At 57.3% G+C, this 26,983-nt stretch carries 37 protein-coding genes and 1 tRNA gene; 32 read left to right on the plus strand and 6 right to left on the minus strand.

What is annotated here, in order from left to right; translation table 11 throughout:
• Positions 1-13 precede the first annotated feature (13 nt).
• From ATI14_RS19755 to ATI14_RS19900, 31 genes are all read left to right on the plus strand, one after another.
• Positions 14-367, plus strand: coding sequence for a hypothetical protein (locus ATI14_RS19755; protein WP_080519854.1), 354 nt, complete (start codon positions 14-16; stop codon positions 365-367).
• Positions 364-693, plus strand: a complete 330-nt coding sequence (locus ATI14_RS19760; RefSeq protein WP_080519855.1) for a hypothetical protein — start codon at positions 364-366, stop codon at positions 691-693. Before ATI14_RS19755 ends, ATI14_RS19760 begins: the two co-directional genes overlap by 4 nt.
• A 3-nt stretch (positions 694-696) precedes the next feature.
• Complete coding sequence (locus tag ATI14_RS19765) at positions 697-1,050, plus strand: antiterminator Q family protein (RefSeq protein WP_080519856.1); 354 nt, start codon at positions 697-699, stop codon at positions 1,048-1,050.
• A gap of 176 nt (positions 1,051-1,226) precedes the next feature.
• Complete coding sequence (locus tag ATI14_RS19770; protein ID WP_080519857.1) at positions 1,227-1,517, plus strand: hypothetical protein; 291 nt, start codon at positions 1,227-1,229, stop codon at positions 1,515-1,517.
• Between the two features lie 135 nt (positions 1,518-1,652).
• Positions 1,653-1,982, plus strand: coding sequence for a phage holin, lambda family (locus tag ATI14_RS19775; protein WP_080519858.1), 330 nt, complete (start codon positions 1,653-1,655; stop codon positions 1,980-1,982).
• 46 nt (positions 1,983-2,028) lie between these two features.
• Positions 2,029-2,379, plus strand: coding sequence for an HNH endonuclease (locus ATI14_RS19780; protein WP_370590107.1), 351 nt, complete (start codon positions 2,029-2,031; stop codon positions 2,377-2,379).
• Between the two features lie 135 nt (positions 2,380-2,514).
• Complete coding sequence (locus ATI14_RS19785) at positions 2,515-3,000, plus strand: phage terminase small subunit P27 family (RefSeq protein WP_080519860.1); 486 nt, start codon at positions 2,515-2,517, stop codon at positions 2,998-3,000.
• Positions 3,000-4,727 carry a terminase large subunit gene (locus ATI14_RS19790; RefSeq protein ID WP_080519861.1) on the plus strand — a complete coding sequence of 576 codons (1,728 nt, stop codon included), beginning with the start codon at positions 3,000-3,002 and terminating at the stop codon, positions 4,725-4,727. The genes ATI14_RS19785 and ATI14_RS19790 overlap by 1 nt, the downstream gene beginning before the upstream one ends.
• Positions 4,724-4,915 (plus strand): hypothetical protein, encoded by a 192-nt coding sequence (locus ATI14_RS19795; RefSeq protein WP_080519862.1) that lies wholly within the window; start codon positions 4,724-4,726, stop codon positions 4,913-4,915. Before ATI14_RS19790 ends, ATI14_RS19795 begins: the two co-directional genes overlap by 4 nt.
• Positions 4,915-6,126, plus strand: coding sequence for a phage portal protein (locus ATI14_RS19800; protein ID WP_080519863.1), 1,212 nt, complete (start codon positions 4,915-4,917; stop codon positions 6,124-6,126). The genes ATI14_RS19795 and ATI14_RS19800 overlap by 1 nt, the downstream gene beginning before the upstream one ends.
• On the plus strand, positions 6,104-6,763 hold the full coding sequence (locus ATI14_RS19805; protein WP_080519864.1) for an HK97 family phage prohead protease: 660 nt from the start codon (positions 6,104-6,106) through the stop codon (positions 6,761-6,763). Before ATI14_RS19800 ends, ATI14_RS19805 begins: the two co-directional genes overlap by 23 nt.
• Positions 6,764-6,773: 10 nt before the next feature.
• The gene (locus ATI14_RS19810; RefSeq protein WP_080519865.1) at positions 6,774-7,979 is read left to right on the plus strand and encodes a phage major capsid protein; all 1,206 of its coding nucleotides are present in this window, start codon (positions 6,774-6,776) and stop codon (positions 7,977-7,979) included.
• Between the two features lie 41 nt (positions 7,980-8,020).
• Positions 8,021-8,434 (plus strand): hypothetical protein, encoded by a 414-nt coding sequence (locus tag ATI14_RS19815; protein WP_080519866.1) that lies wholly within the window; start codon positions 8,021-8,023, stop codon positions 8,432-8,434.
• On the plus strand, positions 8,427-8,744 hold the full coding sequence (locus ATI14_RS19820; protein ID WP_080519867.1) for a head-tail connector protein: 318 nt from the start codon (positions 8,427-8,429) through the stop codon (positions 8,742-8,744). The genes ATI14_RS19815 and ATI14_RS19820 overlap by 8 nt, the downstream gene beginning before the upstream one ends.
• Positions 8,741-9,073, plus strand: a complete 333-nt coding sequence (locus ATI14_RS19825; protein ID WP_080519868.1) for a head-tail adaptor protein — start codon at positions 8,741-8,743, stop codon at positions 9,071-9,073. The genes ATI14_RS19820 and ATI14_RS19825 overlap by 4 nt, the downstream gene beginning before the upstream one ends.
• 9 nt (positions 9,074-9,082) lie before the next feature.
• Positions 9,083-9,253 carry a hypothetical protein gene (locus tag ATI14_RS31440; RefSeq protein ID WP_165448225.1) on the plus strand — a complete coding sequence of 57 codons (171 nt, stop codon included), beginning with the start codon at positions 9,083-9,085 and terminating at the stop codon, positions 9,251-9,253.
• 3 nt (positions 9,254-9,256) lie between these two features.
• The gene (locus tag ATI14_RS19830; protein ID WP_080519869.1) at positions 9,257-9,760 is read left to right on the plus strand and encodes an HK97-gp10 family putative phage morphogenesis protein; all 504 of its coding nucleotides are present in this window, start codon (positions 9,257-9,259) and stop codon (positions 9,758-9,760) included.
• On the plus strand, positions 9,753-10,139 hold the full coding sequence (locus ATI14_RS19835; protein ID WP_080519870.1) for a DUF3168 domain-containing protein: 387 nt from the start codon (positions 9,753-9,755) through the stop codon (positions 10,137-10,139). The genes ATI14_RS19830 and ATI14_RS19835 overlap by 8 nt, the downstream gene beginning before the upstream one ends.
• Positions 10,140-10,194: 55 nt before the next feature.
• The gene (locus ATI14_RS19840; protein WP_080519871.1) at positions 10,195-10,692 is read left to right on the plus strand and encodes a hypothetical protein; all 498 of its coding nucleotides are present in this window, start codon (positions 10,195-10,197) and stop codon (positions 10,690-10,692) included.
• 39 nt (positions 10,693-10,731) lie between these two features.
• Complete coding sequence (locus tag ATI14_RS19845) at positions 10,732-11,061, plus strand: hypothetical protein (protein WP_080519872.1); 330 nt, start codon at positions 10,732-10,734, stop codon at positions 11,059-11,061.
• Between the two features lie 293 nt (positions 11,062-11,354).
• On the plus strand, positions 11,355-11,690 hold the full coding sequence (locus ATI14_RS19850) for a hypothetical protein (protein ID WP_080519873.1): 336 nt from the start codon (positions 11,355-11,357) through the stop codon (positions 11,688-11,690).
• A gap of 55 nt (positions 11,691-11,745) precedes the next feature.
• Positions 11,746-15,006 carry a phage tail tape measure protein gene (locus tag ATI14_RS19855; RefSeq protein WP_080519874.1) on the plus strand — a complete coding sequence of 1,087 codons (3,261 nt, stop codon included), beginning with the start codon at positions 11,746-11,748 and terminating at the stop codon, positions 15,004-15,006.
• Between the two features lie 18 nt (positions 15,007-15,024).
• On the plus strand, positions 15,025-15,609 hold the full coding sequence (locus ATI14_RS19860) for a hypothetical protein (protein WP_080519875.1): 585 nt from the start codon (positions 15,025-15,027) through the stop codon (positions 15,607-15,609).
• Complete coding sequence (locus ATI14_RS19865) at positions 15,609-16,211, plus strand: hypothetical protein (RefSeq protein WP_080519876.1); 603 nt, start codon at positions 15,609-15,611, stop codon at positions 16,209-16,211. The genes ATI14_RS19860 and ATI14_RS19865 overlap by 1 nt, the downstream gene beginning before the upstream one ends.
• 2 nt (positions 16,212-16,213) lie before the next feature.
• Positions 16,214-16,612, plus strand: coding sequence for a DUF6950 family protein (locus ATI14_RS19870; protein WP_080519877.1), 399 nt, complete (start codon positions 16,214-16,216; stop codon positions 16,610-16,612).
• Entirely contained in the window at positions 16,612-19,650 is a 3,039-nt protein-coding gene (locus tag ATI14_RS19875) for a phage tail tip fiber protein (protein ID WP_100831506.1), read from the plus strand. The genes ATI14_RS19870 and ATI14_RS19875 overlap by 1 nt, the downstream gene beginning before the upstream one ends.
• A 348-nt stretch (positions 19,651-19,998) precedes the next feature.
• Complete coding sequence (locus tag ATI14_RS19880; RefSeq protein ID WP_080520054.1) at positions 19,999-20,646, plus strand: hypothetical protein; 648 nt, start codon at positions 19,999-20,001, stop codon at positions 20,644-20,646.
• Between the two features lie 85 nt (positions 20,647-20,731).
• Complete coding sequence (locus ATI14_RS19885) at positions 20,732-21,889, plus strand: pyocin knob domain-containing protein (protein WP_080520053.1); 1,158 nt, start codon at positions 20,732-20,734, stop codon at positions 21,887-21,889.
• Positions 21,890-21,891: 2 nt separating this feature from the next.
• Entirely contained in the window at positions 21,892-22,260 is a 369-nt protein-coding gene (locus ATI14_RS19890; RefSeq protein WP_100831507.1) for a phage tail protein, read from the plus strand.
• A gap of 56 nt (positions 22,261-22,316) precedes the next feature.
• Positions 22,317-22,850, plus strand: coding sequence for a glycoside hydrolase family 19 protein (locus tag ATI14_RS19895; RefSeq protein WP_080520051.1), 534 nt, complete (start codon positions 22,317-22,319; stop codon positions 22,848-22,850).
• Positions 22,847-23,359, plus strand: a complete 513-nt coding sequence (locus ATI14_RS19900) for a DUF2514 family protein (protein ID WP_080520050.1) — start codon at positions 22,847-22,849, stop codon at positions 23,357-23,359. Before ATI14_RS19895 ends, ATI14_RS19900 begins: the two co-directional genes overlap by 4 nt.
• Positions 23,360-23,926: 567 nt before the next feature.
• Here the strand turns inward: ATI14_RS19900 and ATI14_RS19910 are convergent.
• The 3 genes from ATI14_RS19910 to ATI14_RS19920 form a co-directional block, all read right to left on the minus strand.
• Positions 23,927-24,238: a hypothetical protein gene (locus tag ATI14_RS19910; RefSeq protein ID WP_080520048.1), complete on the minus strand. Its 312-nt coding sequence runs from the start codon at positions 24,236-24,238 to the stop codon at positions 23,927-23,929.
• A gap of 192 nt (positions 24,239-24,430) precedes the next feature.
• Positions 24,431-24,754 (minus strand): hypothetical protein, encoded by a 324-nt coding sequence (locus ATI14_RS19915; RefSeq protein WP_080520047.1) that lies wholly within the window; start codon positions 24,752-24,754, stop codon positions 24,431-24,433.
• 93 nt (positions 24,755-24,847) lie between these two features.
• Positions 24,848-25,057, minus strand: coding sequence for a hypothetical protein (locus ATI14_RS19920; protein WP_080520046.1), 210 nt, complete (start codon positions 25,055-25,057; stop codon positions 24,848-24,850).
• A 173-nt stretch (positions 25,058-25,230) separates the two neighbouring features.
• Between ATI14_RS19920 and ATI14_RS19925 the strand changes: the two genes are divergently transcribed.
• Positions 25,231-25,325 (plus strand) — tRNA-Ser (locus tag ATI14_RS19925).
• A 116-nt stretch (positions 25,326-25,441) separates the two neighbouring features.
• Here ATI14_RS19925 and ATI14_RS19930 read toward each other — a convergent pair.
• Genes ATI14_RS19930 through ATI14_RS19940 form a run of 3 tightly spaced genes read right to left on the minus strand, consistent with a single transcriptional unit; the run spans position 25,442 to position 26,959 of the window.
• Positions 25,442-26,491, minus strand: a complete 1,050-nt coding sequence (locus ATI14_RS19930; RefSeq protein WP_016970615.1) for a tyrosine-type recombinase/integrase — start codon at positions 26,489-26,491, stop codon at positions 25,442-25,444.
• A gap of 1 nt (position 26,492) precedes the next feature.
• On the minus strand, positions 26,493-26,735 hold the full coding sequence (locus ATI14_RS19935) for a DUF4224 domain-containing protein (RefSeq protein ID WP_016970616.1): 243 nt from the start codon (positions 26,733-26,735) through the stop codon (positions 26,493-26,495).
• A gap of 2 nt (positions 26,736-26,737) precedes the next feature.
• Positions 26,738-26,959: a hypothetical protein gene (locus ATI14_RS19940; protein ID WP_016970617.1), complete on the minus strand. Its 222-nt coding sequence runs from the start codon at positions 26,957-26,959 to the stop codon at positions 26,738-26,740.
• Positions 26,960-26,983: the final 24 nt, after the last annotated feature.

The raw sequence follows: 26,983 nt of genomic DNA on the forward strand, positions 1-26,983 counted from the left end.
GCGAGGTTTAAAAATGGTAAATCAAGCGCAAATTCCCGACCTGGCCAACCTTAAGCGCGTGGCCGAGGCCGCCGAGAACACGTTTGCTGAGCTGTGCAAATCTGGCGGAGACGAACTTGCAGAGGCCTGGGATAAGGCAGAGTTGGAATTCATGGACGTCGCTAACTCGACCGCGGTGCTGGCCCTGATCTCCGAAATCCAGGCTCTGCGCAAGGAGGCCGATAGGTATCGCTGGCTTAGAGATAAAAGCGAATCCGGGCACAGCTTCTATCTGAGCGTCCCTTTGTGGCTTTCTGGTATCCGCTTTCGGAAAGAAGATGTGGATGCCGGTATCGACACCGCCATGGGCAGCGGTGAGCCGTCATGAAAGATCAGGTTAAAAAGTCCCTCGGCCCAGCATTCCGCGCCGCCCAGCTCGACCTGGCCAAGTGCCCGGCATGCCGTGGTCGCGCGGTGATCAAGGGCGTCTTCCATGAACTGGCCTGCGTGCAGTGCAACGCATCGGGCTGGGTCACCGCCGAAACCGGTGAGGCTCTGCCGCTGGAGGTGCTGGTGACGCAGTTGAGCATTCGTCTCCAGGCCGCTGAGCACCAGATCGCGCAATTCAACTGCTTCAAGCCTGCCAGTGCTGAAGCGCAATACAACGCGAACAACCGCTGCGGCGCCGGCGGCACCAACTTCACAGGGGATTGAACCATGGCCTTCACACCGACATTTAAAGAGCGCACCGCCGAGGATCTGCTGGAGCATTGGGGCCGCTGGGTGGTCCTTGGATCGGGCGTGTCTTGCTGCGGGTCACGCGAGAACACCGTCCTGTCACCGATGATCACTGATGACGACGCGCTGCTGATTGATGGGCTGATGGGCCGTCTGCTCAAGCGCTATCCCGAATGCGGCCAGGTGTTGATGAAGTACTACACCACCCGCGACAGTTCGCTGATGGAGGTTGGCAAGAAAATGGGCTTCGGCGAAGAGAAGACGCGTGGACTTTGGAAGGCCGGTATTGCCTGGATTGATGGGGCTTTAGATATCCGGCGTCAGGCAGCTTGACAGCCCCGGTCCCTTCATATAGATTTCAGTTACTTTGCGGTTTTTCCGCGAGCAAAGCCCGACCTTAGAGTTGGGCTTTTTGCTTTCTGCTAACAGGCTGTGTTCCATCGCTCCTAATCATGCGACGAGGTGTGTATCTTCAGCACTTAGCATGTTTGCTATCTTGAGGGGCGAAAATGGAAATTGATTGGGCGTTGAGTAGGACGATTCTCTCCGGGCTAAACGATTTAGTCCCTGGCACAAGGCAGGATATTGACTCCGGCGGCTTGTACAATGAGCTCAAGGCCAGAGGCGTCAAGTTCGGCTTGACAGCGCATTACCTGCTGACCGTTGATTATCTGGTTAAAGCCGGTTACATCGACGCAGCAGGCTCGGTTGGGGAGGAGGACGGGTTTCCTCATCCGCATTACCTTATGAATGGGTTGACCCAGTCAGGTAAGGAAAAATTGAAGTCACTGCATAACTGAAGAGCGAGTCAACCAAACACCAGAGCCTCGGCAATTGCCGGGGCTTTTTCGTTTTCAGCTCCACCACCGCATTGCTCCGAGCTGGGAGTGTTGCTGGAGCTGATCTATTCACTCCCCGAAAGGGAGGAACCTGAGATGCCGAACATGCCAGATAAGCCAGACACCTGGGCATTGATGCTTGCGTGGCTGAGCCAGCATGCGCCGATCCTTTACCCGGCGGGGCTGTCCTTCGCCATGGCCGTGTTGCGCATCACCTACGGTGGTGGGTCGCGTCGCCAGATGCTGCTGGAAGGCGTGCTATGCGGTGGCCTGACCCTGACCATCATCAGCGGCCTGGAGTTCTTCGGGTTGCCGCAAAGCATGGCCACCTTCGTCGGTGGTTGGGTTGGCTTCCTCGGTGTTGAGAAGATTCGGTCGATTGCTGATCGGGTCACAGACTTCAAACTGCCGACCAGGACGCCATGAGATGCCGTTGAGGCCGAAGAAGCCGTGCAACGCCCAAGGCTGCAGCGTGTTGACCCGAAACCCACGCTACTGCGACGACCACGCAGACATCGGCAAGAGCGCTGAGGCCAAGCGCCGCGAGCGGCAGCGCGAGACCAGCGCTCAGCGTGGGTACAGCTACAAGTGGCAGCAGGCCCGCAAGGCTTACCTGGCCAAGCACCCGCTTTGTGCTGAGTGCGAGCGGCAGGGCTTGGTGGTCGCGGCCACTGATCTTGACCACATCGTTCCTCACAAAGGTGACAAGGCCGTGTTCTGGGACAGCTCGAACTGGCAAGCCCTTTGTCATCCCTGTCACAGCAGGAAGACGGCGTCCGAGGACGGCGGCTGGGGCAATCCATCGAGAAATCGTTCGAATTGACCGATTCGAGCGCTGTAATGAGGTTGATTCTCAATAAGGGAGGGGGAGGGTCAAAAGTCCCGACTTTTGGTGAGCTAGACCGTCCCCTTGGCCTTTCTCTTACACCCGCGAAATTAAAAATTCAGGAGTTGCGCGATGGGAGGCACCGCCACGGTCGCCGGCCGTGGTCGCAAACCCAAGCCGACGGCCCAGAAAAAACTTGCTGGGAACCCCGGAAAGCGGGCACTCAATCATGATGAGCCTCAGTTCACCGCCGTCACAAACATCGACCCGCCGGACTGGCTGAGCGAGCGCGCGGCCACCATGTGGAAGATGCTTATTCCTGAATTACTCCGGGAAAAAGTTGTTGCGCTTACCGATTTGCACAACGTTGAGGCGTTCTGTTCCGCCTATGACAAGTGGCGCATGTCCGAAGAGGCCGTCCAGAAATTCGGGATCGTCGTGGCTTCTGCCCAGGGCAGCCCTATGAAGAACCCCGCACTTACTGCGGCGAACGAATCGATGCGCCAACTGGTCACCTTTGGCTCACTGCTCGGCCTCGATCCGGCGAGCCGGACGCGGATCATCGGCGGCAACAAGCAAGCCTCAACCAATGAGTTCGCTCAACTACTGAGTTCCTAATGACCAAAGCCCCGCACGCCAACGTCGACAAGGCAATGGCTTGGGGGCGGTCCGTTCTTCGTGGGAAGGTGCCGGCCTGCCGCTACATTCACCAGGCCGTGCAGCGCCACTTCGACGATGTGGCGGCCAGCCGCAAGCGAGGCTTTCGCTTCAAGTTTGACCTGGCCAAGGCCGAGAAGAAGCTGAAGCTCATTCAACTGCTGCCCCATACAAAGGGCGAGTGGGCATTCAAGCGACAGCTCATTACCCTTGAGGGGTGGCAGTTGTTTGGCCTGGCAGTGACGTTCGGATGGGTCAAGAAAAAGGGGGGCCACCGAAGGTTCCGCGAAAGCTATTGGGAAGTACCGCGTAAGAACGGCAAGTCTGTTGTTGCTGGCGGCGTAGGCATCAGCATGTTCGTGGCTGACGGTGAGTTTGGCGCCGAGGTTTACTCCGGTGCGACCACTGAGAAGCAAGCCTGGGAAGTTTTCCGACCGGCGAAGCTGATGGTCACCAAATCGCCAATGCTGGTGCAGGCTGCCGGCATTGAGGTGAACGCCTCGAACATGAACATCCCGTCGGACTTCAGCCGCTTCGAGCCGCTGATTGGCAACCCGGGCGACGGCGCCTCACCGAGTTGCGCCATTGTCGACGAATACCACGAGCACCCAACGTCGGCTCAGTACGACACCATGCTCACGGGCATGGGTGCCCGCCGCCAACCGCTGATGTTCATCATCACCACCGCCGGCGCCGACATCGAGGGGCCGTGCTACGACAAGCGGCGCCAGGTGATCGAGATGCTCGAAGGCACCGTGCCTGACGAGGAACTTTTCGGATGGATCTGGACGCTGGATGAAGGTGATGACTGGACTGATCCGAAGATGTTGGCCAAGGCTAACCCGAACCATGGGGTCTCAGTGTTCCAGGAGTACCTGGAGAGCCAGCAAGCCCGTGCAATTCGCTCGGCCCGATTCACCAACACCTTCAAGACAAAGCACCTCAACCTCTGGGTGAGCGCGAAGTCCGGCTTCTTCAACATGGAAAGCTGGAAGGCCTGCGAGGATACCTCGCTGACCTTGGAGCAGTTCGAGGGACAAGAATGGATCGCTGGCTTCGACCTGGCACGCAAGCTCGACATGAACTCGAGGGCCAGGCTGTTCTGGCGCGTTATCGATGGCAAGGTCCATTACTACAGCGTTGCGCCGAAGTTTTGGGTTCCGTACGACACCGCATTCGATACCGATAACAAGAGGATGTCCGAGCGGTTTCAGGCGTGGATTCACTCAAAGCATCTGGCTGTGACAGACGGTGCGGAGGTCGACTACCGCGAGATCCTTGAGGACACCAAGGAGGCGAATCATCTCGCCCCGATTCGCGAGTGCCCTATTGATCCGCACGGTGCGACAGGTCTCAGCCATGACCTTGATGACGAAGGTTTTGAGCCGGTCACCATCACGCAAAACTACACCAACATGTCCGATCCGATGAAGGAGTTGGAGGCCGCTATTGAGGCTGGCCGATTCCACCACGACGGCAATCCAATCATGACCTGGTGCATCGGAAACGTGATCGGCAAAAACTTGCCAGGCAACGACGATGTCGTGCGCCCGATCAAGCAGGGAGACGACAACAAAATCGACGGCGCGGTGGCGTTGATCATGACTATCGGTCGAGTTCTGGCAAACCTTCACCCCGATGACACCCTCTCTGACCACATCACTAAACACGGAATTCGAACCCTATGACCGACGAAATCAAGTCGCCAAAGCTGGAGGCGCTGAAAGAGGCTTTCCCCGATCTCGTCGGCGTCCTGGGTTTGGCTTTGCTGACGCGCGGCCTTTGGGCATGGATGGGTGAGCCACTCGCCTTAACAGTCTGCGGAGCGCTGTTGGTCACCCTGTCCGTGTACTCGATTGTACGAGGTGGCCGCTGATGCTCCGCGCACTCCTTGGAAGGAAAGGCGGCACCCAGATCATTGATACGCCGGAGAAGCTGGCCCAGGCATTGGGCGCAGGCTACGAGAGCAATGCCGGCCAGCGCGTGACCACCACCAGCGCCATGCAACAATTGGTTGTATTCAACTGCGTGCGGGTGCTGGCCGAGTCGATGGGCATGCTGCCTTGCCGGCTGCTAAAGCAAACCGGTCGGGTCCGACTGCCGGCGACGGCTCACCGGCTCTATCCGCTGATTACCATGGCCCCCAACAGCTACATGACCGCCCAGGAGTTCTGGGAAATGCTGGTGGCGTGCCTGTGTCTTCGTGGCAACTTCTTCGCCTACAAGGTGAAGGCTTTGGGCAATGTGGTCGAGCTGCTACCGCTCAACCCGGACATCGTCACGCCTAAGCTCAAGGACGACTGGACAGTTGAGTACACCGTCAATTTCAAATCGGGTACGAAAACGCTAACCCAGGATGAAATATGGCATGTGCGGTTATTCACGCTGGACGGGCTCAACGGGCTAAACCCCATCGCATACGCTCGCCAGGCGCTGGGCCTGGGCCAGGCGATGGACGCCCACGCCGCCAAGCTTTTTACGAATGGCGCTGTGACTAGCGGTGTTTTGCGGACTGAGCAGCAGCTTACCGACGAAGCCTTTGGCCGGCTCAAGACGGAGTTTCAAGGCGAACACATGGGTGTGGCCAATGCCTACAAACCCATGATTCTGGAGATGGGCCTGGACTGGAAACCGATCAGCCTGAACGCCCAAGACACCCAGTTCATCGAATCCAAAAAGCTGACCGAGTCCCAGATATGCGGTTTGTTCCGTGTGCCGCCACACCTGGTGGCCAGTATGGAAAAGATGACGCTAAACAACATCGAACACATGGGCATGAGCTTTGTGAATTACTCACTGGTTCCGATCATGACCCGCATCGAGCACCGCATTCAGGTGGGCTTGCTCAACGAGAAAGACCGCCTGACTCACTATGCCAAGTTCAACGCGGGCGCCCTCATGCGAGGCGACCTGAAGGGGCGTTACGAGTCCTACGGAAAAGGTATTCAGTGGGGAATATTGAGCCCTAACGACTGCCGTGAACTGGAAGACGAAAACCCCCGCGAAGGCGGCGACATCTACCTCACCCCAATGAACATGACCACCAATCCAGAGGCTGCCGACGATGCAGACAAAACAGCGCCTTGACGTGCCGCTGACCATTAAGTCGGTCAGCGACAGCGGCGAGTTCGAAGGCTACGGCTCAGTGTTCGGCGTCGTGGACAGCTACAGCGATGTAGTTGTCCGTGGTGCATTTGCGGCAAGCCTCGCCAGGTGGAAGGAAAAAGGGCGCCTCCCGGCAATGCTCTGGCAGCACCAAATGAGCGAGCCGATCGGCGTTTACACCGAGATGCGCGAGGACGACGTTGGACTGTACGTAAAGGGTCGCCTCCTGGTTGAGGCGGATCCGCTCGCCAAGCGTGCGCACGGACACATGAAAGCAGGAAGTCTCACCGGGCTGTCCATCGGCTACATGCTTGAGGACGGCGGTTACGACTACGACAAAGAAAAGGGAATCTGGCTGCTGAAGGCAATCGACCTGTGGGAAGTATCCCCGGTCACCTTCCCGGCCAACGACGAGGCCCGGATCACTGATGTGAAATCTCTGCTGGCCCGCGGCGAAACACCGCCGCCCAGCAAAGTGGAGCGAGCCCTTCGAGAGGTTGGGTTTTCTGGCTCCCAAGCCAAGGCCTTTATGGCCAAGGGCTACGGCGCAGTTTCACCGCGAGAGGCGGATGCCGACGAAGCAATGCAATCACTCAAATCACTGTTGACCCGCATTTAAGGAGCCTCTCATGGCTGTTGAAAAGAAAGATATCGATGACGTCGCCGAAGCCCTGGGCAAGAAGTTCGACGAATTTAAAAAGACCAATGACAAGCGCATTGATGGCCTGGAAGAAGAAAAGGGCAAGCTGTCCGGCCAGGTCGATACGCTCAACGAAAAGCTGAGTGATCTGGATGTGTTGAAGAGCAACTTGGAAAAAGAGTTGCTGTCCCTCAAGCGTCCTGACGGTACCGGCACCAAGGCCGCCAGTGAGCATAAGACCGCATTCATGCAGTTCGTGCGCAAGGGTATCGAGACTGGTCTGGGCGAGCTGCAGGCCAAGGCATTGCAGGTCGGCGTTGATGCAGATGGCGGCTTCGCAGTGCCCGAAGAGCTTGACCGCAGCATCATCGAACTGCTGCGCGACACCTCGCCTATGCGCCAGGTCTGCAACCAGATCACCGTTGGCAGTCCGGACTACAAGCGTCTGGTGAACCTCGGCGGTAACGGCGCGGGCTGGGTGGGTGAAACCGATGCTCGTCCGGCAACCAACACTCCAAAACTGGGCAACATCTCTGCGTTTATGGGGGAACTGTACGCCAACCCACAAGCCACTCAGACCAGCCTTGACGACATCTTCTTCGATGCCGAGGGCTGGTTGAATGGCGAGGTTGCTCGCGACTTCGCTGAGAAGGAAGGCAATGCTTTCCTGAAAGGCGATGGCGTCAACAAGCCGAAAGGTCTGCTGGCTTATGGTCTGGACGTGAAAGACGACGACGCTCGCGCCTTCGGCGTCCTGCAAAAGCTCTTGAGCGGCACCGCCGGTGCGATTACTGGTGACAGCCTGATCAACCTGATTCACGCCCTCAAGGCTGGCTATCGCGCCAATGGCACCTGGATGATGGGCAACCTGACTGTTGCCTACGTCCGCAAGCTGAAGGACAGCGAGGGCAACTACCTGTGGCGCCCTGGCCTGGAAGCGGGCGCACCTTCGGTCCTGCTGGGGTACGGCATCACCGAAAACGAAGACATGCCGGATGTCGCCGCCGATGCCAATGCCATTGCATTCGGTGACTTCAAGCGCGCCTACACCGTGGTGGACCGTATCGGCACCCGCGTGCTGCGCGACCCCTACACCAACAAGCCATTCGTTGGCTTCTACACCACCAAGCGCGTCGGCGGCATGCTGGTCGACTCCCAGGCCGTGAAGATTCTCACCCTGAGCGCCGCTGCCTAAATGGGCGGGCGCCTACGGGCGCCCAGCCTGCTGGAGGATTTATGCCGATCATTATTGTGAAAAAGCCGTTCCCATTCTCTGTCGATGGCAACCATGTAGTTGAGGTTGGCGCCGGCGAACAGGATGTCTCGGAGCGATGCGCGTTGGTTGCGGTCGAGCACCTGGGTGTTGCGTCCTACCCCAATCAACTGGACGCCAATGGTCTGAAGCTGGATGGCCCGACCATCGCTGAGTTTGTCGCGGCCGGCTACCTGGCGGTGAATTACCCACCTGAGGGGTACGTATCGCGCAGCTCGCAGGAAGAGATTGACGCGGCGGTCGAGGCGCAGAAAGAAACCGACCCGCTCAAGATGAAAGTCGCCGATCTGAAGGTATGGCTCACCGGAAAAGGAATTGAGTTCGATCCGGCCGCCAACAAAGAAGTTCTTCAGGCGCTGGTACCGAAGGTTGATTGATCTCCCCATCGTCAAGGCTCACTTACGGGTCGACCATGACGACGAGAATGCGCTGATTCAGGGCTACACGGATGCAGCCCTCAGCGCGTTTGAGACCTGGACCAATCGCACGCTCGTCGACCCTGCAACGGCCTTGCCTGACCCGGTCGGTAATGCGCTGTTGATGACCAAGGGCATCCAGCAAGGAGCGCTGTTGCTGATCGGACACTGGTATAGCAGCCGCGAGACTGTGGTGGTCGGAACGATTACTGCGGAACTGCCAATGGCAACCAATGCTCTGTGGAAGCCTCACCGCTGGGTGAATGTATGAGAGCCGGACCGCTGCGCCACCGGGGTACGATGCTCAAGCCAGTGCTCACCAAGAACCAAACAGGCGGCTTTGATATCGCCTGGGTCGAAGTGGGCAAACTCTGGTCGGAGATTACATTGCCGACGGGGCGAGTATCACCCGTAGCCGAGCAACTGAAAGCGGTTGTAACAGCAGAGGTTCGCATGCATCCCCGCCCTGATGCGGTCTCAGGCAATCGCCTGGTCTACCAGGCGAATGGAGTCACCACCACCTACCTGATCGAAGCCGCTCTGCCGAACAACGAGCGCGACATGCTTCGGCTTCTTTGTTCGAACGTACCCAATCCGTAGAGGTTAATCATGAGAGTTATTGCCTTGGGCACCCTGTCCGGCGCTACCGGCGACCGGGAGAAGGGTGAAGAATTCACGGTTGACGCCAAGCTTGGTGCCGACCTGGTGGGCCGCGGCTTGGTCGAGCCTGCGCCTGATACGCCTCCCGCCCCTGAAAAGGCCGGAAAGGCCAAGGAGTAATCCATGGCCGCCCGCCGCTCGCGCATGTCCGGCGATTTCAAGCTTCGCCGCACGCTACGCACACTCCATCAGTCCATGGATAACGAGCTGGCACCGGTGATGCGCGACAGTGCCGAGCGCATTCTTTCGACGATGAAAAACCTGATCCCGAAAGACACTGGCGCCGCTGCTGCCGCCCTGACGGTGTTTGTTTCGCAAAGCGGCCTGGACGCCCAGATCGGTATCCGTGGCAAGAAAAACAAGCAACGGTTCTTCTACCTTCGGTTCGTCGAGTACGGGACCAAGGGCTACACCGGCAACAAGCGCGCCGGTGGCCGAACTCGTCGCCCGACAAACAAGGCCGATGGCACCAACTTCTTCGGCAAGTACCCGGACATCCCCGCGCGCCCCGCGCATCCATGGCTTCGCCCAGCGAAGGACGTTAACCGGGAGTATGTGGTGGCCAACATCAAGGCGGCCATCGGTCGAACGCTGAGCAAGGCGAGCAAGGGGCTTACCAATGGCTGATCCGTCTGTTGCGCTGCAGGAGGCGCTGTTCGCCAGGCTTGCGGCCGAGGTTTCATGCCCGACCTACGATGGCGCGCCCATGGATTCGCCGATGCCCTACGTTTCCATTGACCGCGAGATATCCACCAACATTTCGCCTATCGCTGGCAGGAAGCGCGAACAGCGCATGATTTACCTGTCGGTCTGGTCGGATGCCCATGGACAAGCCGAGGTGAAGCGCATAATCGGCGAGGTTGTCGCGGCTCTGGATGAGCGCCGGTTGCCGTTGACTGTTGGCCGCGCTGTCTCGGTCCGGGTCGATCAGGCTGACGCCCAGCGCGATGCTGATGGCGTCACGTACCAGGGGTCGATTACGGTCCGCATCATCACCACCCACTAAACCCAACACCCGGCCGCACCGCGGCTTTATCCAATGTGCCCTTGGAGGAACCCCCATGGCCGAAGACAACCTCAACACAGCCGCCGGCTGCCGGATCGGTATCGGTAGCAAGAACGGCGCGGACACTGAAGCGCTCTACAAGGCGGACACCTACGTCGATATTGGCGAGGTTGAAGACCTGGGCGAGTTTGGTGACACGTTCAGCTCCGTGACCTTCACCTCGCTGCGCAATGGCCGCGTACGCAAGTACAAGGGCACCGCTGATGCCGGTGACCTGACCCTGGCCATCGGCCTCGACAACGGCGACCTGGGCCAGGCCAAGCTGAAGATCGCTCACAAGGATCGAAGCAAGGGCGACTACAACATCAAGATCACGCTGAACGATGGCGATCCCGATGCCACCCCGGCGCTGCTGCCAACCACCTTCTACCTGCGTGGCAAGGTGATGAACAACACCGTCGCCGCCGGCGCCGCTGACAACGTGGTTCGCCGCAACGTAACGATCGGCATCAACTCCGACATCCTGGAAATTCTCCCGGCTGCCGCGGCCTAACCCGAGGGGCTTCGGCCCCGAACCCCAAGGATTCGACGCATGAGCAAGACCCTTTTCGGTACCGTCGAGATCAGGCTCGGCGAAGAGACTTACACACTGACCCCGACGCTCAGCGCCGTGCGCGCTATCGAAGCCCACTTCGGCGGGCTGCGCGGGGCTTCGCAGGCAATCAGCTCTCTGAGTATTGAAGGATGCGCAGTGATTATCGCCGGCGGCGCTGGACTGAGTGGTAAAGCCGCTGCACCTATTTCTGAGCAGGTATGGCAGGAGGGCGTGCTGGAGGTCGCTACCCAGCTTAATGCGTACTTGGTCGCGCTTTACAACCCTCGAGGCGCACAGCCGGGAAAGGATCAGCCGGCGAAGGCGTAAGCGCTGTAGAGAATGGAAGCTATGTAGATCGCCTTTACGCCGTTGCTGTCGGATGGCTTGGATGGGCGCCTGATGTCGCCTGGCGGGTGCCGCTCCCTGAACTTTTCCTGGCCATGGACGCCAAGATCGAATGGGCGCAGATGACGAATCCCTTCGGCGGTGGAAAGGCCAAGGCCAAGGCCGATAAGCCATCTGCGTCGACAGTGGCGGACAAGCTGCGGCAGGCGCTCACAGGGAGGCAGGCAGCGTAGCGTTTTGATAGTCTTCCCCGATTACAGACGAGGGATTGACGAATGCAAAAGCTGCTGATGGCGCTGCCGGTTTTTTTGTTGCTGGCGGCATGCGGCCAATCCGAGGCCGATAAGGCCAGGAATAAGGCCGAAATGACCGAAATACGATATCAGCGCGTGGCCAGGGAGTTTGTATCTGGGGTTTTGAAAGATCCAGAAAGCGCTGAGTTTCGTAATCAGAAAGGGTTTTGCGGCGAGGTCAACTCTAAAAACTCCTTCGGCGGGTATGTCGGCTTCAAGAGATTCATCGCGGCCACTAAAGAAATGGTGGTTTTTGCGGGCGACGATCGCATGACCTCAAGTGAATTTGAGAAGGCTTGGTCCAAGCTCTGCCACTAATTTTTATCAAATTTAACACCCGCCCCGGCGGGTTTTTTTATGCCTGGAGAAAAGCATGGCCGATACCGACGTACAGGGAATGCTTGTCCGCATCGAGGCCACTACGGCGCAACTTCGCCAAGAAATGGCCCGTGCAGATTCCAGCGTTGGCCAAGCTTCCAGCAAGATCGACAAAAGTCTGGGGCAAGTTGATACCGCTTTTGATCGCGCTGGAGAGCGAGCCCAGAACGCATCCGGACTGATCAAGACTGCGTTGGCGGCAGCGATCGGAGCTGCCGGTATCGGTAAGATCATTGAGGCCGCCGACTCATACGGCCAGATGTCCGACCGTATAGGCATGGCAACCAGCAGTGTCGGCGAATACGAGCAGGTGCAACAGCGTCTGTTGGAGACTGCGAAGCGCACTTATCGGCCTCTCGCTGAAGCGCAAGAGCTATACATCCGAACTTCGGAAAGCCTCAAATCCATGGGCTACAACACCAGCCAGGCGCTGGACGTAATGGATAGTTTCAGCTTTCTACTGGTCACCAACTCAGCGTCGGCAGATAAAGCCAGCTCGGCTATCGATGCTTATTCGAAGGCGCTTCAGACCGGAAAGGTTGAGGCTGACGGATGGCAATCAATACTTGCCGCGATGCCTACGGTAGTGGACACCGTCGCCAAATCGACCGGAAAGTCGGCCGAAGAAATCCGCAGCCTTGGCGCACAAGGCAAGCTTAGCTTGGATACCCTGACTGCAGGCCTGCAAAAGACTGCGGAAGCAAACGGGATTCTTGCGGACGGAATGAGTGTCGCTGTACGAGACGCGGTGCAAAACCTGCAAAACGCTTTCACCACTTACGTCGGGAAGCTGAACGAAACCACAGATGCCACGGGCATTCTGGCAAGCGGCATTGGAGTTGTTGGCGAAAACTTTGAAACGCTCGCAGACGTTGCGATTCTCGCAGCTATTGGGGCCTTAGCTGGCTACGGTCGTGCGGCTGCTGGAAACGCGGCGGTGGCGGTCAAGTCAGCTATTCAGGACGCTGCTGCGAGGAAAGCCCAGGCCGCATCTGTATTGCTCGTTGCGCAAGCGGAGCAACAGAAAGCGCAGACCACTGTTTTCTTGGCGGAGAAAGAGGCTATTGCGGCCCGCGGCACTGCGGTTCAAACACAGATGTCTCTGCAACTGGCGGAAGCCCGAGCGGTTGAGGCGCGCGCAACGAACGCAGTTGCCACCGCTCAAGCAGGCGTGAGAAGCGCGTCAACGACTTTGCTCGGCGTTCTTGGCGGCCCGGCCGGTGTAGCAATGCTGGCAATAGGCGCGGCGACGGCGTTTCTTACTCTTCGCGACAACACTGGTTTTCTTGAGAAAAAGCTGGGAGACCTGTCAGCGCCACTTGATGTGCTGATCAAGAAATTCAACGAGCTTGGACGGGCAACTCAGGCCGTCACCCTGCGAGAGCTACGCTCCGAAATCGAAAAGACCCAGCGCAAGGTCGAAGAATCTTCCGGCGCGATTGCGGACAAATTCGAAAGCAGTCTTCGTAATGCTGGTGCAGCTGGCCAGGATTCCGGTCTTGCTGCCGGTTTCGTCAGCTTATCAAAGGATGCCCAGGCTGCCCTGGATATCGTCAAGAAGGCCTCGAAGGATTCGGCCAGCGGAGTAGCAGTTGACTGGGCCAGTGTCGCGAACAAAGTTCGAGCCTTTCCCGCCGTGGTTTCCGAGTCCATGGCGCAAGGGATCGAGGAGAGCGCAGGCGATGTTGAAAAGCTCACCGCCACCCTAGCGGCAAATCAATCTGCGCTCTCTGCATTCTCAGCGGAGAACAATAAGTCGGCAGACGGGCTTGGCAAGAACGCCGCTGCCGCTGCTGCCGCTACGGCCGCCGGCGAGAAATATCTTGAGCAGCTTGAAAAACAGCTTGGCACCTTGCAGGACAAGACTGCTGCTGAAGCTGCTGAGCGCGTAATTCTGAAAGAAAACATCGATACCCAAAGCGCTCTCGCCGCGTCGATTCGCGCTCGGGCCAAGGCTATTGATGACCAAAAGAAAGCCGATGCGGATGCGACTAAGGCCAAGCAGAAGAATGCCAGCTCGGAGGAGTCGGCAGCAAAGAAGCAGGTCAAGGATTTCGCCACTGCCGAGGAAGGCTACAAGCGCCAGATCGAACTGATCAACACCACCGGCAACAAGCAGAACGAAGCAACGGAGGTGATGAAGCTTTCCTTCGAGCTCCAGGAAGGGAAGCTCGGCAAGCTGAGCGAAGCGCAGAAGAAAAAGCTCCAGGGCATGGCCGCTGAGTTGGATACGCTGAACAAACTGAAGAAGGCCAACGAGGACGACCTGAAGCTGACGGCGTTCAAGAATGCCCAGGCGCTGACAACCCAAACCACGAAGGACGGGTTTGAGCAGGAGCTGGCGGGCGTGGGGATGGGCGACAAGGCCCGCGACCGGATGCGGGCTGACTTGGCTCTTCGTCAGAAGTACGCCGCTGACGTAAATGAGTTGGTCAAGCAGCGTAATAGCGGGGAAATTTCACCGGAGCTTTATGCGAGCGAAACCAAGGTTCTCGAGGATGAACTCGGTAAGCGCCTCGCAGCTCAACAAAATTACTACGCTCAACTTGATGCTGCGCAGTCAAACTGGGTCAATGGCGCCTCGGATGCGTTCGAGGACTACGTCGCTCAGGCTGCTGACGTAGCTGGTCAAACCAAGCAGATGTTCACCAGCGCCTTCACCGGCATGGAAGACGGCATCGTAAACTTCGTCAAAACAGGCAAGTTGTCGTTTAAGGACATGGCTGACTCTATTATTTCGGATCTCATCCGAATTCAGGTTCGCCAGGCTGCCGCCGGGTTCTTGAGTAGTGCGTTCGGCTTTCTCTCTGGTGGTAGCCAGGCGTTAGGGCAGGGAACCATGACTGGTTTTAGCGAGGGCGCTATGGTGGCCAACGCCAAAGGCGGCGTTTACAACTCTGCAAGTCTATCCTCTTATTCCGGCGGGGTTTACGACACGCCACAGACCTTCGCTTTCGCTAAGGGCGCTGGAATCTTCGCCGAGGCCGGGCCGGAGGCAATCATGCCTTTGACTCGCGCCTCTGACGGGTCTCTTGGCGTGCGAATGGTCGGAGGCACGTCGCAGTCCGACTCTTCCACAACGACCACAAGTCTCGCAGGCGTGACGCAGCACTTTCATTTCAGTGGGGATGCGAATGGTGTTTCCAGGGATGAGCTCAAGCGTGCTGCGCAAGATGGAGCCCAAGCTGGGTACCAGTTGGTGCTCAACGACTTCAAACAGAACGGGCCTGCCCGCCAAATGATCGCGCGCCGTTAAGCGGCTGTAGGAGAAACCATGGCTCTTGATTGGCCTGTACTGTTAGAGCCCAGTGAGACGGCGTGGGGGATGACCTACAACAACAGGGCGTTTACGTCGACGCTATCCAATGCCCAGCAGATTGTTGGGTATCCTGGCGCCTACTGGGTCTGCACTCTGACATTTGGAGTACTCTTTGATGAGGACGAGAGGGAGCTAACGGCGCTCCTCGGGCGCCTGAATGGGATGTTCGGCACGGTCAAAATCCCAGCAATCACGCGTACTCGCAGTGACAATATCGGGGCACCCGTTGTTGTATCTGGCATCGCTCAAGCCATGGCTGTCGTCATTGGCGGGGTAACACCCAATGCGAGGGTTTTTTCGCTTGGTGACTATCTGACAATAAACGGCGAGATGTTTGAAGCCGTGCAAACCGCAACTTCAAATGCACAAGGGCAGGTCACCGTTTCGCTCAATAAGCGCATTCGGAAAACGTTGACTCCCGGCACGGCAGTTGAGTACCGAAACCCTTATTCGGAGATGCGGCGTGTTGACGACACCCACCAGGTAACCATTCAGCCAATCGTTTCGAATTGCACGCTGCAATTCAGGGAGGCCTTCTAATGCCGTCTGCCTTTCCATTCAGTCAGAGCGTGGTGAATATCATCGCCACCGGCAAGTTTATGCCTGTGTACGCGGTCCAGCTGGACTTCGTAGACGGCATGGTGTTTGCGCACACCGGAACCGGCCAACTGGTGGTGGATGGGATCACCTACGAGGGTGTCGGCGACTTCGGCCAGGTCAGCCAGTCGCAGGAAAGCGACAATTCAGGTTCGCCTATGTCGGTAGATTTGACTCTGAGCGGCCTCGACGCCTACATCCTGTCCGAGACAAATATCCGTGGCTGTCGGGGGAGGGCGGCCAAGGTCCTGTTCATCGTGTTCGATGAGGCTGGCAACTACGCCGCTGATATTTTGTTCTCTGGGCGTATGGACGCCGCAAAATTCTCGTTCGCCGGCACTGGCCAGGAAGGCAACAGCATCACGGTTCCAGTGGTAGACCGAATGGCTGAATGGAGCCGCACCGGCACCGAGCGCTTCACTGACGAAAACCACCGCGCCCGGCACCAGGGCGATCGGTTCTTCTACGCCATCGCGCAAATGTCCGAGTGGCCGATTTACTGGGGTTCCAGCAAGGACGCTCCGGCATTCAACTACGGGAGTTAGCGATGCGGCATCGAGACTGGACCACACGACTCAACGAAACAATCAAGGCTGCCCAAGGGCGGCCTTTTTCGTGGGGCGAATTTGACTGCTGCCTGTTCGCCGCGGACTGCGCTGAAGCGGTATGCGGTATCGATCCCGCCTCCGATTATCGCGGCAAATATAAAACCGAGGCCGGTGCCAAGCGTCAACTGAAGCGCAAGCACGGGAGCCTAGAAGCTGCCTGGGACGCCTGCTTTCAAAGGGTATCGCTGGCATTTATCCAGCGCGGCGACGTGGTGCTGTATGACGCCCCTGGCGGCCGAAGTATGGCTGTCTTTTGGGCGGGTGATTACTGGTCGGCAACCGAGGATGGAGCCCACCGCATTGAGTGCGAGCCGAGGGCTGCCTGGAGGGTTGATTAATGAGCGGTGGCGTTAAGAAAATTGCTCAGGTCGTCGTCGGCGCAGTCATTGGCTTTGTGCAGGGCGGACCGGTAGGCGCCGTTATCGGAGCCGGGTTGGCTTTCTATGCGGCAGAACAGCAGGAAAAGCTGAACACCAAGTCTCCTTTGCGGGACAACGAGCCATCAGCTCAAACAGTTCGCTCTTCGAAAGCGCCTGTCCGCTTCATTCTCGGTCGGGTTGCAACCGGTGGCGTACTGGTGTGGGCTCAAGAGCAGAGGGGCGCACAGACGGAGGGTGAATGGCTCCACCTGGTGTATGTGTTGTGCGAAGGCGCTGTGGATGCACTCGAAAACATATACCTTGGCGAAGAGCCTATCGCCTCTTTTGCTGGTTTTGCGAGCTATGAGCTGGTCGTAAACCCTACCCAGGTGAATTCTTTTCTGAAGGCGAACTGCCCCGACTGGAAAGACTCTCAGATTGGCCGCGGCTTGTCTTTTGTACGGCTGTCGCTGATGTATAGCTCCGTGAAGTTCCCGTCGGGTATTCCTGATGTGCGCTTCATCGTGCGTGGTCGCAATGACGTTTTCGATCCGCGCACCAACACCAGCGGTTACAGTCCAAACACGGCGCTGCACATCCTCTGGTATCTGCGCAATCGGTGCAGTGTTCCAGATGACGAGATCGTTTTTTCGACATTTGCCAGCGCAGCGAACGTCTGTGACGAGGCTGTGACCAATGCCGATGGATCTGTAAGTCAGCGATACCGCAGTGCGTGTGTCATCGGTGCGGACGAGTTGAAGTCTGGGGTGCTGCAAAAGCTCGAGGCTGCATGTGCAGGTCGTTTGATCCGTGTTGGCGGGCGATGGATGCTGCAGGCCGGCGCCTACTACGGGCCATACGACTTCGAAATCACAGAAGACATGGTCATCGGTACGATCGGAGGCAGCACCGAGCCAACCAATGATTCAGCCATCAATACCGTGCGCGGCACCTTTATTGACCCCTCACAGTCTTGGACCGAAACGGATTATCCCGAAGTCAGCATCGCCGAGTGGATTGCGGAAGATGGTGGTGAGGCGGCGGAAACGCTTACTTATTCCTACGTAACTGATGCTTACCAGCCGCAACGCCTGGCGAATATCGAATTGCGGCGCCGGCGGGCGGGTGGGGTGATAACCATCCCTATGAACTTTTCCGGCTACAACTGCCGGCCCGGCCGCGTGGTGCGCGTCAACCTGCCGTCGCTCAACATTCTCGGCGAGTTCATCGTGACCAACTGGTCCATGGGCGACAGCGAGGGCTGTAACGTTCAGGTCCAGCAGTATGAGGCGGCTATTTTTGATGATGCAGTCGGGCAGCCGTATGACCCGTTAGGGTTTATCAATCTTCCGTCCGGCGGTCTCGGCTCGCCGACAGGATTAGTCTGGACGCAGGACACCACCGCGGAGGTGGTGCAGGGCGTTCTTTCGTGGGAGGCGCCCGAGGGCATCGTTTCAGAGTACGCCATCATCGTCCGCCAGGGCTCTGGCGTGGCGCAATCGCATACGATCCAGGCTGTGAGCAATCAGTGCCAGATCAGTGCGCTGCCATCCGGCACTTACACGATGAGCGTGGCAGCCATCGGGCCTATGGCGCGGTCAGGCGAAGCGACAATTACCGTGAGCATCGAGGGTCCGGCAATCCCTGAGTCTTGCTCGGTTCAATCCTCGATCACCTCGATCACGCTAACCCCGAACAATGTTCTGCACGGCCTTAATGGCGGAACTTATGAGTACTTTTTCAGCGTAACGCCTCAGGCGACAGTTGGCGAAGCTACCTATTTGGGGCAGGGCCTCAGCTTTACCCACACGGGATTGGCCTTCTACACCAACTATTATTACTTCATCCGCTCCAAGAACGCCTACGGCAAAAGCGCGTTTCTATACGTGCCAGCCTCAACGTCGAACGACGTCACCGCCTACCTATCGGCTCTGGCCGGGAAGGTTGGCAAAACAGAGCTTGGACAGGACGTTCTCAGTGATCTTGAGAAGATCCAAGGCCTGCAGGACCAGATCGACGCGCTCGACGACATCCTGCTGTACGACGCGCAGAAGACCTACGTCGCGGGCGACACCGTGCGCCAGGGCCAAAGGCTGTACCAGGCCACTGCAGACGTGCCGACAAACACCCCACCGCCGAATCCCGCTTTCTGGCTCGACGTTGGGCAGACCGTCGGCACTGTCGGCGCCTTGGCGCAGCAGGTGGAGCTGAACAAGACCAACATCGAGACCGTCGACGGCAAGGTAGTTGCGCAGGCCTCGACGCTAAATGCTCTGCGCGCGGCGACCAGGGACGACTCAGGTAACGGCTCCAAGATCGATGCGCTCAAAGGCTGGTCGAGTACGGCGGCTATTGCTCGGGAAGAGTCGGTTAGATCGTCTGCCCAAGAGGCAACAGCGCAGCGCCTTACCACACTCGACGCTTCTGTCGGTGACAACGGCGCCAAGCTCACCAACCTTGAGCGCGTGACGGCAACCGATCGCACGGCTACGGCGGAAAGCCTCACTCAGCTCAATGCAAAAGTGGGGGCCAACGAGGCGACCATTCAGACCACGAGCAAGGCTGTAGCCGACTTGAGCGGTGATTTGTCGACGATCTGGTCTGTGAAGATGGAGACCGCCGCGGGCGGCCAGAAGTACGCCGCATCGTTTGGCCTGGGCCTGCAGGTCGATCCGTCCGGGGTGTCGTCGCAGTTCGTCGTGCGGGCCGACACCTTCATGCTGCTGAACCTGGCCAACGGCACGCCGGTGTCGCCGTTCTCGGTCACCGGCGGGCAGACCTTCATCCGCTCGGCCTTTATCCAGGACGGAACCATCACTAACGCGAAGATCGGCAACTACATCCAGTCGAATAACTACGTGGCGGGTACCAGTGGATGGAAGTTGTTCTTCGACGGAACGTTTGAGATTAACGGGGTGGTTCCTGGTCAAGGCCGCTCGATTATGACGAATCGATCGTTGCGGTTTTGGGATGTTAACGGCATCAAACGCGTTCAAATCGGAGATTTAAGTGAATGAGTTATGGAGCAAGGATTTGGGGGGGGGCGGGCGGTCTTCAACTGGATGAAAACTCTTTCACTGTAAGGGTGGTTTACTCGGCGCTTATAGACTCTTCAGTGCCAGGTTCAGGTCGGAGTGTGTACATAGCAATCCCAGGAGTAGAGCCTTCAAATCACACGGCCATTTGCTTGCCCAACGAGCCCTGGTCCGGAAGTACGAGTAGTCAAAATGCTCGCAACTCTCAGTTTGATGCCCAAGTATTATCGGGTGGGGTCAGGGTTTGGTTCTCAAACAGGAATATGCCGAATGGACGAATTGGTATAAGCACGCAAAGGCTGCTGGTATTAAAATATAAGTGAGGTTGAAATGACGTATGGTCTCACATTTACCAATAGCTCAGGCGTAGTAACACTCGACTCTGAGTTTTCCAGGCTTGTTGTACTGTACTCCGCAAGGTATGGGGAGAATGGTGTTAAAGGTGCCGCATTTCCAACGCCAATCACCTCGCTTGAACCCCCTTTAATTTTTGCGAGGCCAGATGTAAGCGGCGGTTTTCAATGGGTCAGGCTTCTTGGTGGGCCCGGTAATTGGACTGGCTTTGTTAATGAAGCGGCTGGAGTTGGAAATTATTTTTTAGCCGCTTACGAATCAAAGCCGACTGCAGGATATGGATTGAGGTTGTGGAATGGTAATTCAAAGCTTTTATTTGACAATGGAACGCCTTGTGCCCAATTCACAAGTGTAGTCACTACATGGACGTTTGTCAGTGCAGAAAATCCATCGCCCGGCAGATGGCTTTACACGTATCTAGCACCTGCCTCATTCAATACCGGCGATTATATGCTTATCAATAATATTGCATATGATCTTCCGGGTAATGATACGTTTTCTAAACTCAGCTGTGGTTTCAATTACGCCGCCAACACGGTGTCGGTTTATCTTCAGAATATTGGAGATTTTCGAACGGATTCATTGTTTCTTCCATTATTGTTCGCAAAGCCAATGCCACAATGATTTTGGTAGGGTTTGTGATTCTGATGTCCAAGTCTTGGGGCAGTATTTATGCTGCCGTTAGATAATTGTTTTCATGGAGAAATACATGGTTTGGCAAAGAGCGGGCTCGGTCACTGTTCAAACTAACAGCAATACAGTAGTTGGAATCGGCGTGGACTTCGCCGCGAGCAGCAGAAACGGCGATTCGTTCATCGGGCCTGATGGCTTCACTTATGAGGTTGGCAACGTCGCGAGTGCTACGATCATTTCGATCATTCCTGCGTACAAAGGCCCGTCAGTCAGCGGTGGTGCCTACGCCATCATGCCGGTGCAGGGCTATGACAAGATGCTCTCGGATGCCTTCAACAACCTGAACAATCAGTTCGGGCCGAAGCTGGCAGCGCTGGGCACCACTGGCAATTACGATATTTTGCCCGTATCAAAGGGCGGGACCGGTCGCACCACGATTGGCACTTCGATAACCGCCGACATCGCGACAAGCCTTTCGGATACGACGCCTGGGCGGTTATTGCCTGTGGGCTACGGCGGGCTTGGCGCAAAGGACAACATGCCTTATTTGGGTGACGTAAACCCGGATGACTATCGCGCCGGTGGGGAGTACTTGGGGAATTTCCTCATTCTCGGCACCCGAAAGGTGGGGGTGTTGATCGTCCACCCGGGATCAAATGCAACATTCGCCGGCCAGGAATTCTTGGCCCTTGATGAAGATTCTAAATACTTCCGGACGCAGTCGCTTTCTTCATGGCGTGCCTGGAAAAAGCTGCCGGGCGCCGGTGCAAATACTGATATCACCAGTTTGTCAGGTTTAACAACGGCGCTCTCAGTCTCGCAAGGTGGTACCGGAGGAAAAACCCAAGCGGATGCTCGTGCGGGCCTTGGCCTTGGCTCGGCTGCTACAGCGACTGTTGGTACGGCGGCCGGGAACGTAATGGCGGTTGGCGCGGGCGGGCTGCTTGGCGTGGCTATCGGAATCCCTCAGGGAACAGCCTTGAGCCTGGTGCAGAAGACACAGTTCTCGACGACCAGCAGCAATGCTGACGTTCCAGCCGCCGCCCCTTACTCAACGCTGATAACGATCAAGTATCCAGAAGGATTTCGTCAAAGTGAGCTCGCAGCGAACATCCTCGATGGCAGCCTCTACTCGCGCGTCACTCTGGCGAACGGCGCTACCACGCCGTGGCGGAAAATCTATGACGACACCAACACCACGCGTGCCGCTGACGGCACCTTGAAGGCGATCTGACCATGGCAAGAGCAGCAATCAATGTCCTCGGGGCGACTGGCGCGACCTACGACTTCGTGACCAATGGCGCCGGGGTGGTTGGATCATCCCGCGATTCGGTTGGCGTGTATCACATCACAGGATGCCTCGGCATGGTTCCGTTCCCGCCAGTGGATGATGGTTGGGGCTACACCGTCAACCAGGTGGACTCTCGGGCGGACGTGGACATTCAATTCGATGACGATGTGCTGGTCGTGACGGTGACCAAGGACGGGAAGCCATACGACCTGAAGCACATGATCACGCTGCACATTCTGGTGCCTGATGCTCCAGCGGTGGAGATGCCACAGGAAGCACAACCTGCGGAAGATCCCGTAACGCCCGAAGCCTGACCAACGCAAATACACCACAGCCGCCTTGAGCGGTTTTTTTTCGCCTGGAGAAACGTATGCCGATCACCGAGCAGCAGTTGCTGCAAATCCTCCCGAACGCCGGTTGCCAAGCCGGCGTTTTCGTTTCCGCGTTAAACACTGCGATGGGTCGCTACTCCATTGTCGGCATGCCGCGGGTGGCTGCATTCATCGCTCAGGTCGGACATGAGTCGGGCCAGTTGCGGTGGGTGCGCGAGATTTGGGGGCCGACGGCGCAGCAGCTCGGATATGAAGGGCGCGCGGATCTGGGTAACACCGTCAAGGGTGACGGCTCCAAGTTCCGAGGCCGGGGCCTTATCCAGGTCACCGGCCGGGCGAATTACGTCGCGTGCGGTGAGGCGCTGGGCCTGGATCTGATCGGCAAACCTGAGCTTTTGGAGTTGCCCCAGCATGCCGCGATGTCGGCGGCGTGGTTTTGGTCCACGCGCGGGCTGAATACGCTGGCAGACCAGAAGGATTTCACGAAGATCACCCGCCGCATCAATGGCGGGCTCAATGGCCAGGTAGACCGCCAGGCGCTGTATGAAAAGGCGCTGCAGGTGCTGGCATGACGCCGGCGCAGAGACTGGCGGGATTGGCGTTGCTGATCTTGGTGCTGATGGCTTGCGCCGGCGGCGCGGCGTGGCAGGTGCAGGACTGGCGTTATGAGAAGCAACTGGCAGACCGGGACGCTGAGCAGGCAATCGCGAAGGAAAGGGCAGTGATCGCTGCTCGAGAGGAAGAGCAACGGCGCCAAGTGGCGGTGAACGAGGCGGGAAGTTATGCGCGAGAACAGAATAAGGCTGCAGCTGTGGATGCCAGTAACGCTGATACTGCTGGTGTGCGGTTGCACATCGAAGCCGGTAAGCTTGCCGCTGCTGCCTGTGGCGATCCCGGAGCTACCCATCGAGGCGCGTCAGCCATCAGCGCCGCTATGGTGCTCTCCGACCTGCTCCAGCGGGCTGATAAAAGAGCGGGAGAGTTGGCAGCGGCTTATGACCGGGCCAAAATAGCTGGTCTATCATGTGAGCATGCATACAGAGTTATTAGAGAGGGTAGTGCTGGCTCTCAAGCCAGATAATAAGAACTTTATAGCTGTTTAAGCTGTAGGATTGTAAGACGGTTTTGGCGTGGCAGATGGAGCCCGAATGCACAAGAATGATGAAAGGATCACGCTACTGATTGATGAGTCGACAAAAAGTCGATTGGTAAAGGCTGCGAAGGATCAAGATAAAACTGTTTCGCAAATCATACGGGGCTTAATCAAAAATCATTTTCAGACGCTTGATAGCCATTCCTATCAACCTGATAGGCCTGATTGAGCTGCGCAGGATCACAAGTTTGTCGATGGAAATTTAGGTTGATAACTTGCGTTGATACCAATAACCCCGAGCGTGCCCGGCTGTGCAGGTCCAATCAGGGCGTCAGTTCCTGGCGTCGCACCTTAGCAGCATTGTCTAGAAGCACGAGCAATGCCTCAATCGTGGCGGGAGTCAGTCCCCGAGCGGCTTCTACACCTTCTACAAAACCCTCCGCACGCTCCACCGCAAAGCTAAGTGTCAATAAGTCAGGAGCGCGAGCCATGCGCGCTAGGTGGCTGGCGGTATGTGTACGAATTAGCACCGGGAGGCTAACGTCATCAAAGTAATCAGTCGCGCTCATCGCTACCTCGCTCAAAACGCACAAGAGCTGCTTGTTCAGCTAGACCAATAGCTTCGCCCATCGCCTTGTGCATGTCTTCGTTGACCAAATCAGCCGCGCGCAGCCCCCAAGCGAACCCCGTGGCCCGCGCGACGTGCTGCTGGATCATCGGTATGCTCAGGTTCCGACCAATGTTGTCAATTTCGCGGTTCCAAGCATTGGTAAGAAAATCGGACGGTAGCTTGATTCCATTGGGTGAGTCGTTGCGCCGACCGCTGCCATATTGCGGCCCGCCGGGATGGGCAATGTTTTTACTCATCAAGCAAGCTCCTTGACGACTGAATGGGAGTGGCATTTAAGACCAACGATAGGGGATTGGTAGACCATCGTAGGGGGAAGTGGTTTCCAGTGCCAACAAAAAGGCCCCCGCACCTGGTCAGGGTGTTGGGGCCTTTTTAACAAGTGGGTGTTATCCGATCTTCTGCAGGTCAGTCCTATTTCAGGTTTAGATTTATGGTGCCGCAACCGGCCTAAGCTTTTTCCTGAGCTGTTCAACTTCCCGCCTATGCACGTTATCCGAGACGGTCAGGTCAGCAATCTGCCTTCGCATGTCGGCGGCTTCAGCTCCACGCAGCCTGAGATACCCGGCGAACTCCTCTTTCTTCGCCTGGGCCTCCGAAAGCATGTTGATCAGGCCGAAGATGTCGGCGCGCGCCTTGCGCAAGTGCAAGTTCAATTCCAGGATCTCATTCTCCAGCAGCAGGCAATGCTGTTGGTACATTTCGAGAGGCGTTGGGCAGCCAAGCCACGCTGAGGTGTCTTCGTCGAGGTTCATGGTGAGTCAATCCGAATACTGTATGCCCATACAGTAATCGAGATTCGAGCAATGGGAAGGTTCAAGCCGACGAACTGCCTGCCCGCCCGACGATCAGTCGGGGGACATCAGTAAAGCCAGGGTCAGCTTAATAAACTCTTCATTTTCGTCGATGGTGTGTAGGGCACCTCGAACATTTTCTGCGACTTCGGCGGATCCGCGTTGTTCTACCCAATTCGAAATTTCGATGATTGAGGCTTCGAGGGCCAGCTGGTTTTCGTAGAGCTTGGACAGAAGGGAGGGGAGCAGGTCTGAGTTGGGCATCGGCGTTCCTCTGGTGGAGTGAACAGCTTAGCAGCTTGTGTTTTTTGGGGAGCTCGTGTTCGGTCGGCAGAACGCCGGGGGAGGGGTAAATCATTTCCGCAACCTGATACGTGCCCCTTGATTTATGCGGGCTGTAGAACAACTGAAACATATCAGATGCGGAAACCGTTTAAGGGTAACTGTTTGAAATCAATAGGTAAGTCGCCAGTCTTGAAAACCGGCGGACGTTAATAGCGTCTCCAGGGTTCGAATCCCTGGTTTCCCGCCAAGATTTACACAAAAGCCCCGCGATTGCGGGGCTTTTGCGTTTCTGGCGCTTGGTTGGCACAACGACGAAAACAAGAGGCGTTCCGAAACTTTCGGGCAGGAGTTCCGAAACTTTGCCTATTTAGAGGGCTTGGCGGTCGCGCCGATCCTCCTGTAAACCCTCTTCGTGATCTCCTGTTTACTGTGTCCGAGCAGGAGGCTTGCGTCACCAATATCGATGATTTCCGAGGCCGCCTTAGGCCGAATGTCACGAAACTGAAACCCGCCTATCTTCGCCGCGAGCAAGGGGTCCCCTTGGTCAATTGCTTTCTGCTGCGCCTTCTCCCGAGCTTTGTCCCAGCGCAAGCGCAACATCCCCTTCGTCATCCTCTTACCGTGCTTGTTGATCAGCAGGTATTTTGAAGAGTGGTGCGCATTCCTCTCGGTAATTTCTCTGATCAATTGTCCCAGGCTGTTTTCCCCGGCCTCTGTGCGCATCGAGATCCGCAGTTTTAGGCCTGTCTTGCCCTGCGTCACCAAGAAGTAATCACCCTCTGTATCGTCGCTGCGCATGATGATCACGTCTGCAGGTCGCTGGCCGGTCAAATAGCCCAGGTCCATCGCTTCCTTGAGCTCAGGCTCTGCCATCCCGTAGACCGCATCCCACACCACCGCATTGGCGTAATAGTCGCGGGGTGTCTCCTTGTTCTTTCTGATCCCCTGGCATGGGTTCTCCCGTTCGGTAAGGCCCCACTCCCGCGCCATGTTGAATACGTGAGAGAGCAGGGCGATTTCCCTGTTTGCCCTGACCTTGGCCGTTCGCGCGTCACGGTAGCCAGCGATATTGGCAGGGGTTATAGAGTCGATGGGCGCGCTATCGAAGGTGGGTCGTAGCTGTTTTAACTCGGCCAGGTTGTCTTTCTGGGTGCGCTCGCCCTTTTTCGGAATGACGTCACGCTCATATCTGTCGAAGATTCCCTTCATCGTGGTTAGGTCGGCTGGTTTTTCCTTCGCTTCAAGCTCTGCCCACTTCAGCCTGGCCTTGCCCAGGTCGCCGCCGAGGGGGATCTCCTTACCGGTTGCGTCGCGATAGTAGTACCCGACCCATACTTTGCCGTTCTTGCGTGGGCGCTTGCGCCTTACCATCCCAGGCGGCAAGTCCCTGTTCTCTGTATTGCGGGGGCGCATATCAATTCACTCTTGAGAAGTCCGGCGTCCAAGCCGGGCGCGCCGGCGGCGGATTTGGATCGACATTAGTTGCGGTCGCCATGCCCAGCTTCATCCGGGCAAACATTCGGCCAACCAAGGGGCGTCCGCCGCGGCTCTCGACGTACACCCAGTTACGGTCTTTAAGCCACTTGCGTTGGTGCGCGCGGTGCTTGTACCCGGTCAAGTCAGCAAGTTCTTCATCCGAAAGGATCTCCGCTTCCATGCCTACCTCCCGCTGCCCGCAGTGGGCCGCGCTGTCTTGATGATGTGAATGGCAATGCCGAAGCTGACCAGCAGCCAGGCGCAGGTGCCGGCAAAGGCGTAGAGAATGTCGGCCGTCTCGCCGTCCATGAGCAGCACCGGGCCGAGCCAGAAGAACCAGCAGACCGTAGCTGACACGTACAGCAAGACGCCCAGCATCAGCAGGGTGAGTTTTATTGAGTACATGGAGTGTCCTTGCCGCGCTGGCGG

The sequence above is a fragment of the Pseudomonas tolaasii NCPPB 2192 genome (assembly GCF_002813445.1).
Classification (GTDB): domain Bacteria; phylum Pseudomonadota; class Gammaproteobacteria; order Pseudomonadales; family Pseudomonadaceae; genus Aquipseudomonas; species Aquipseudomonas tolaasii.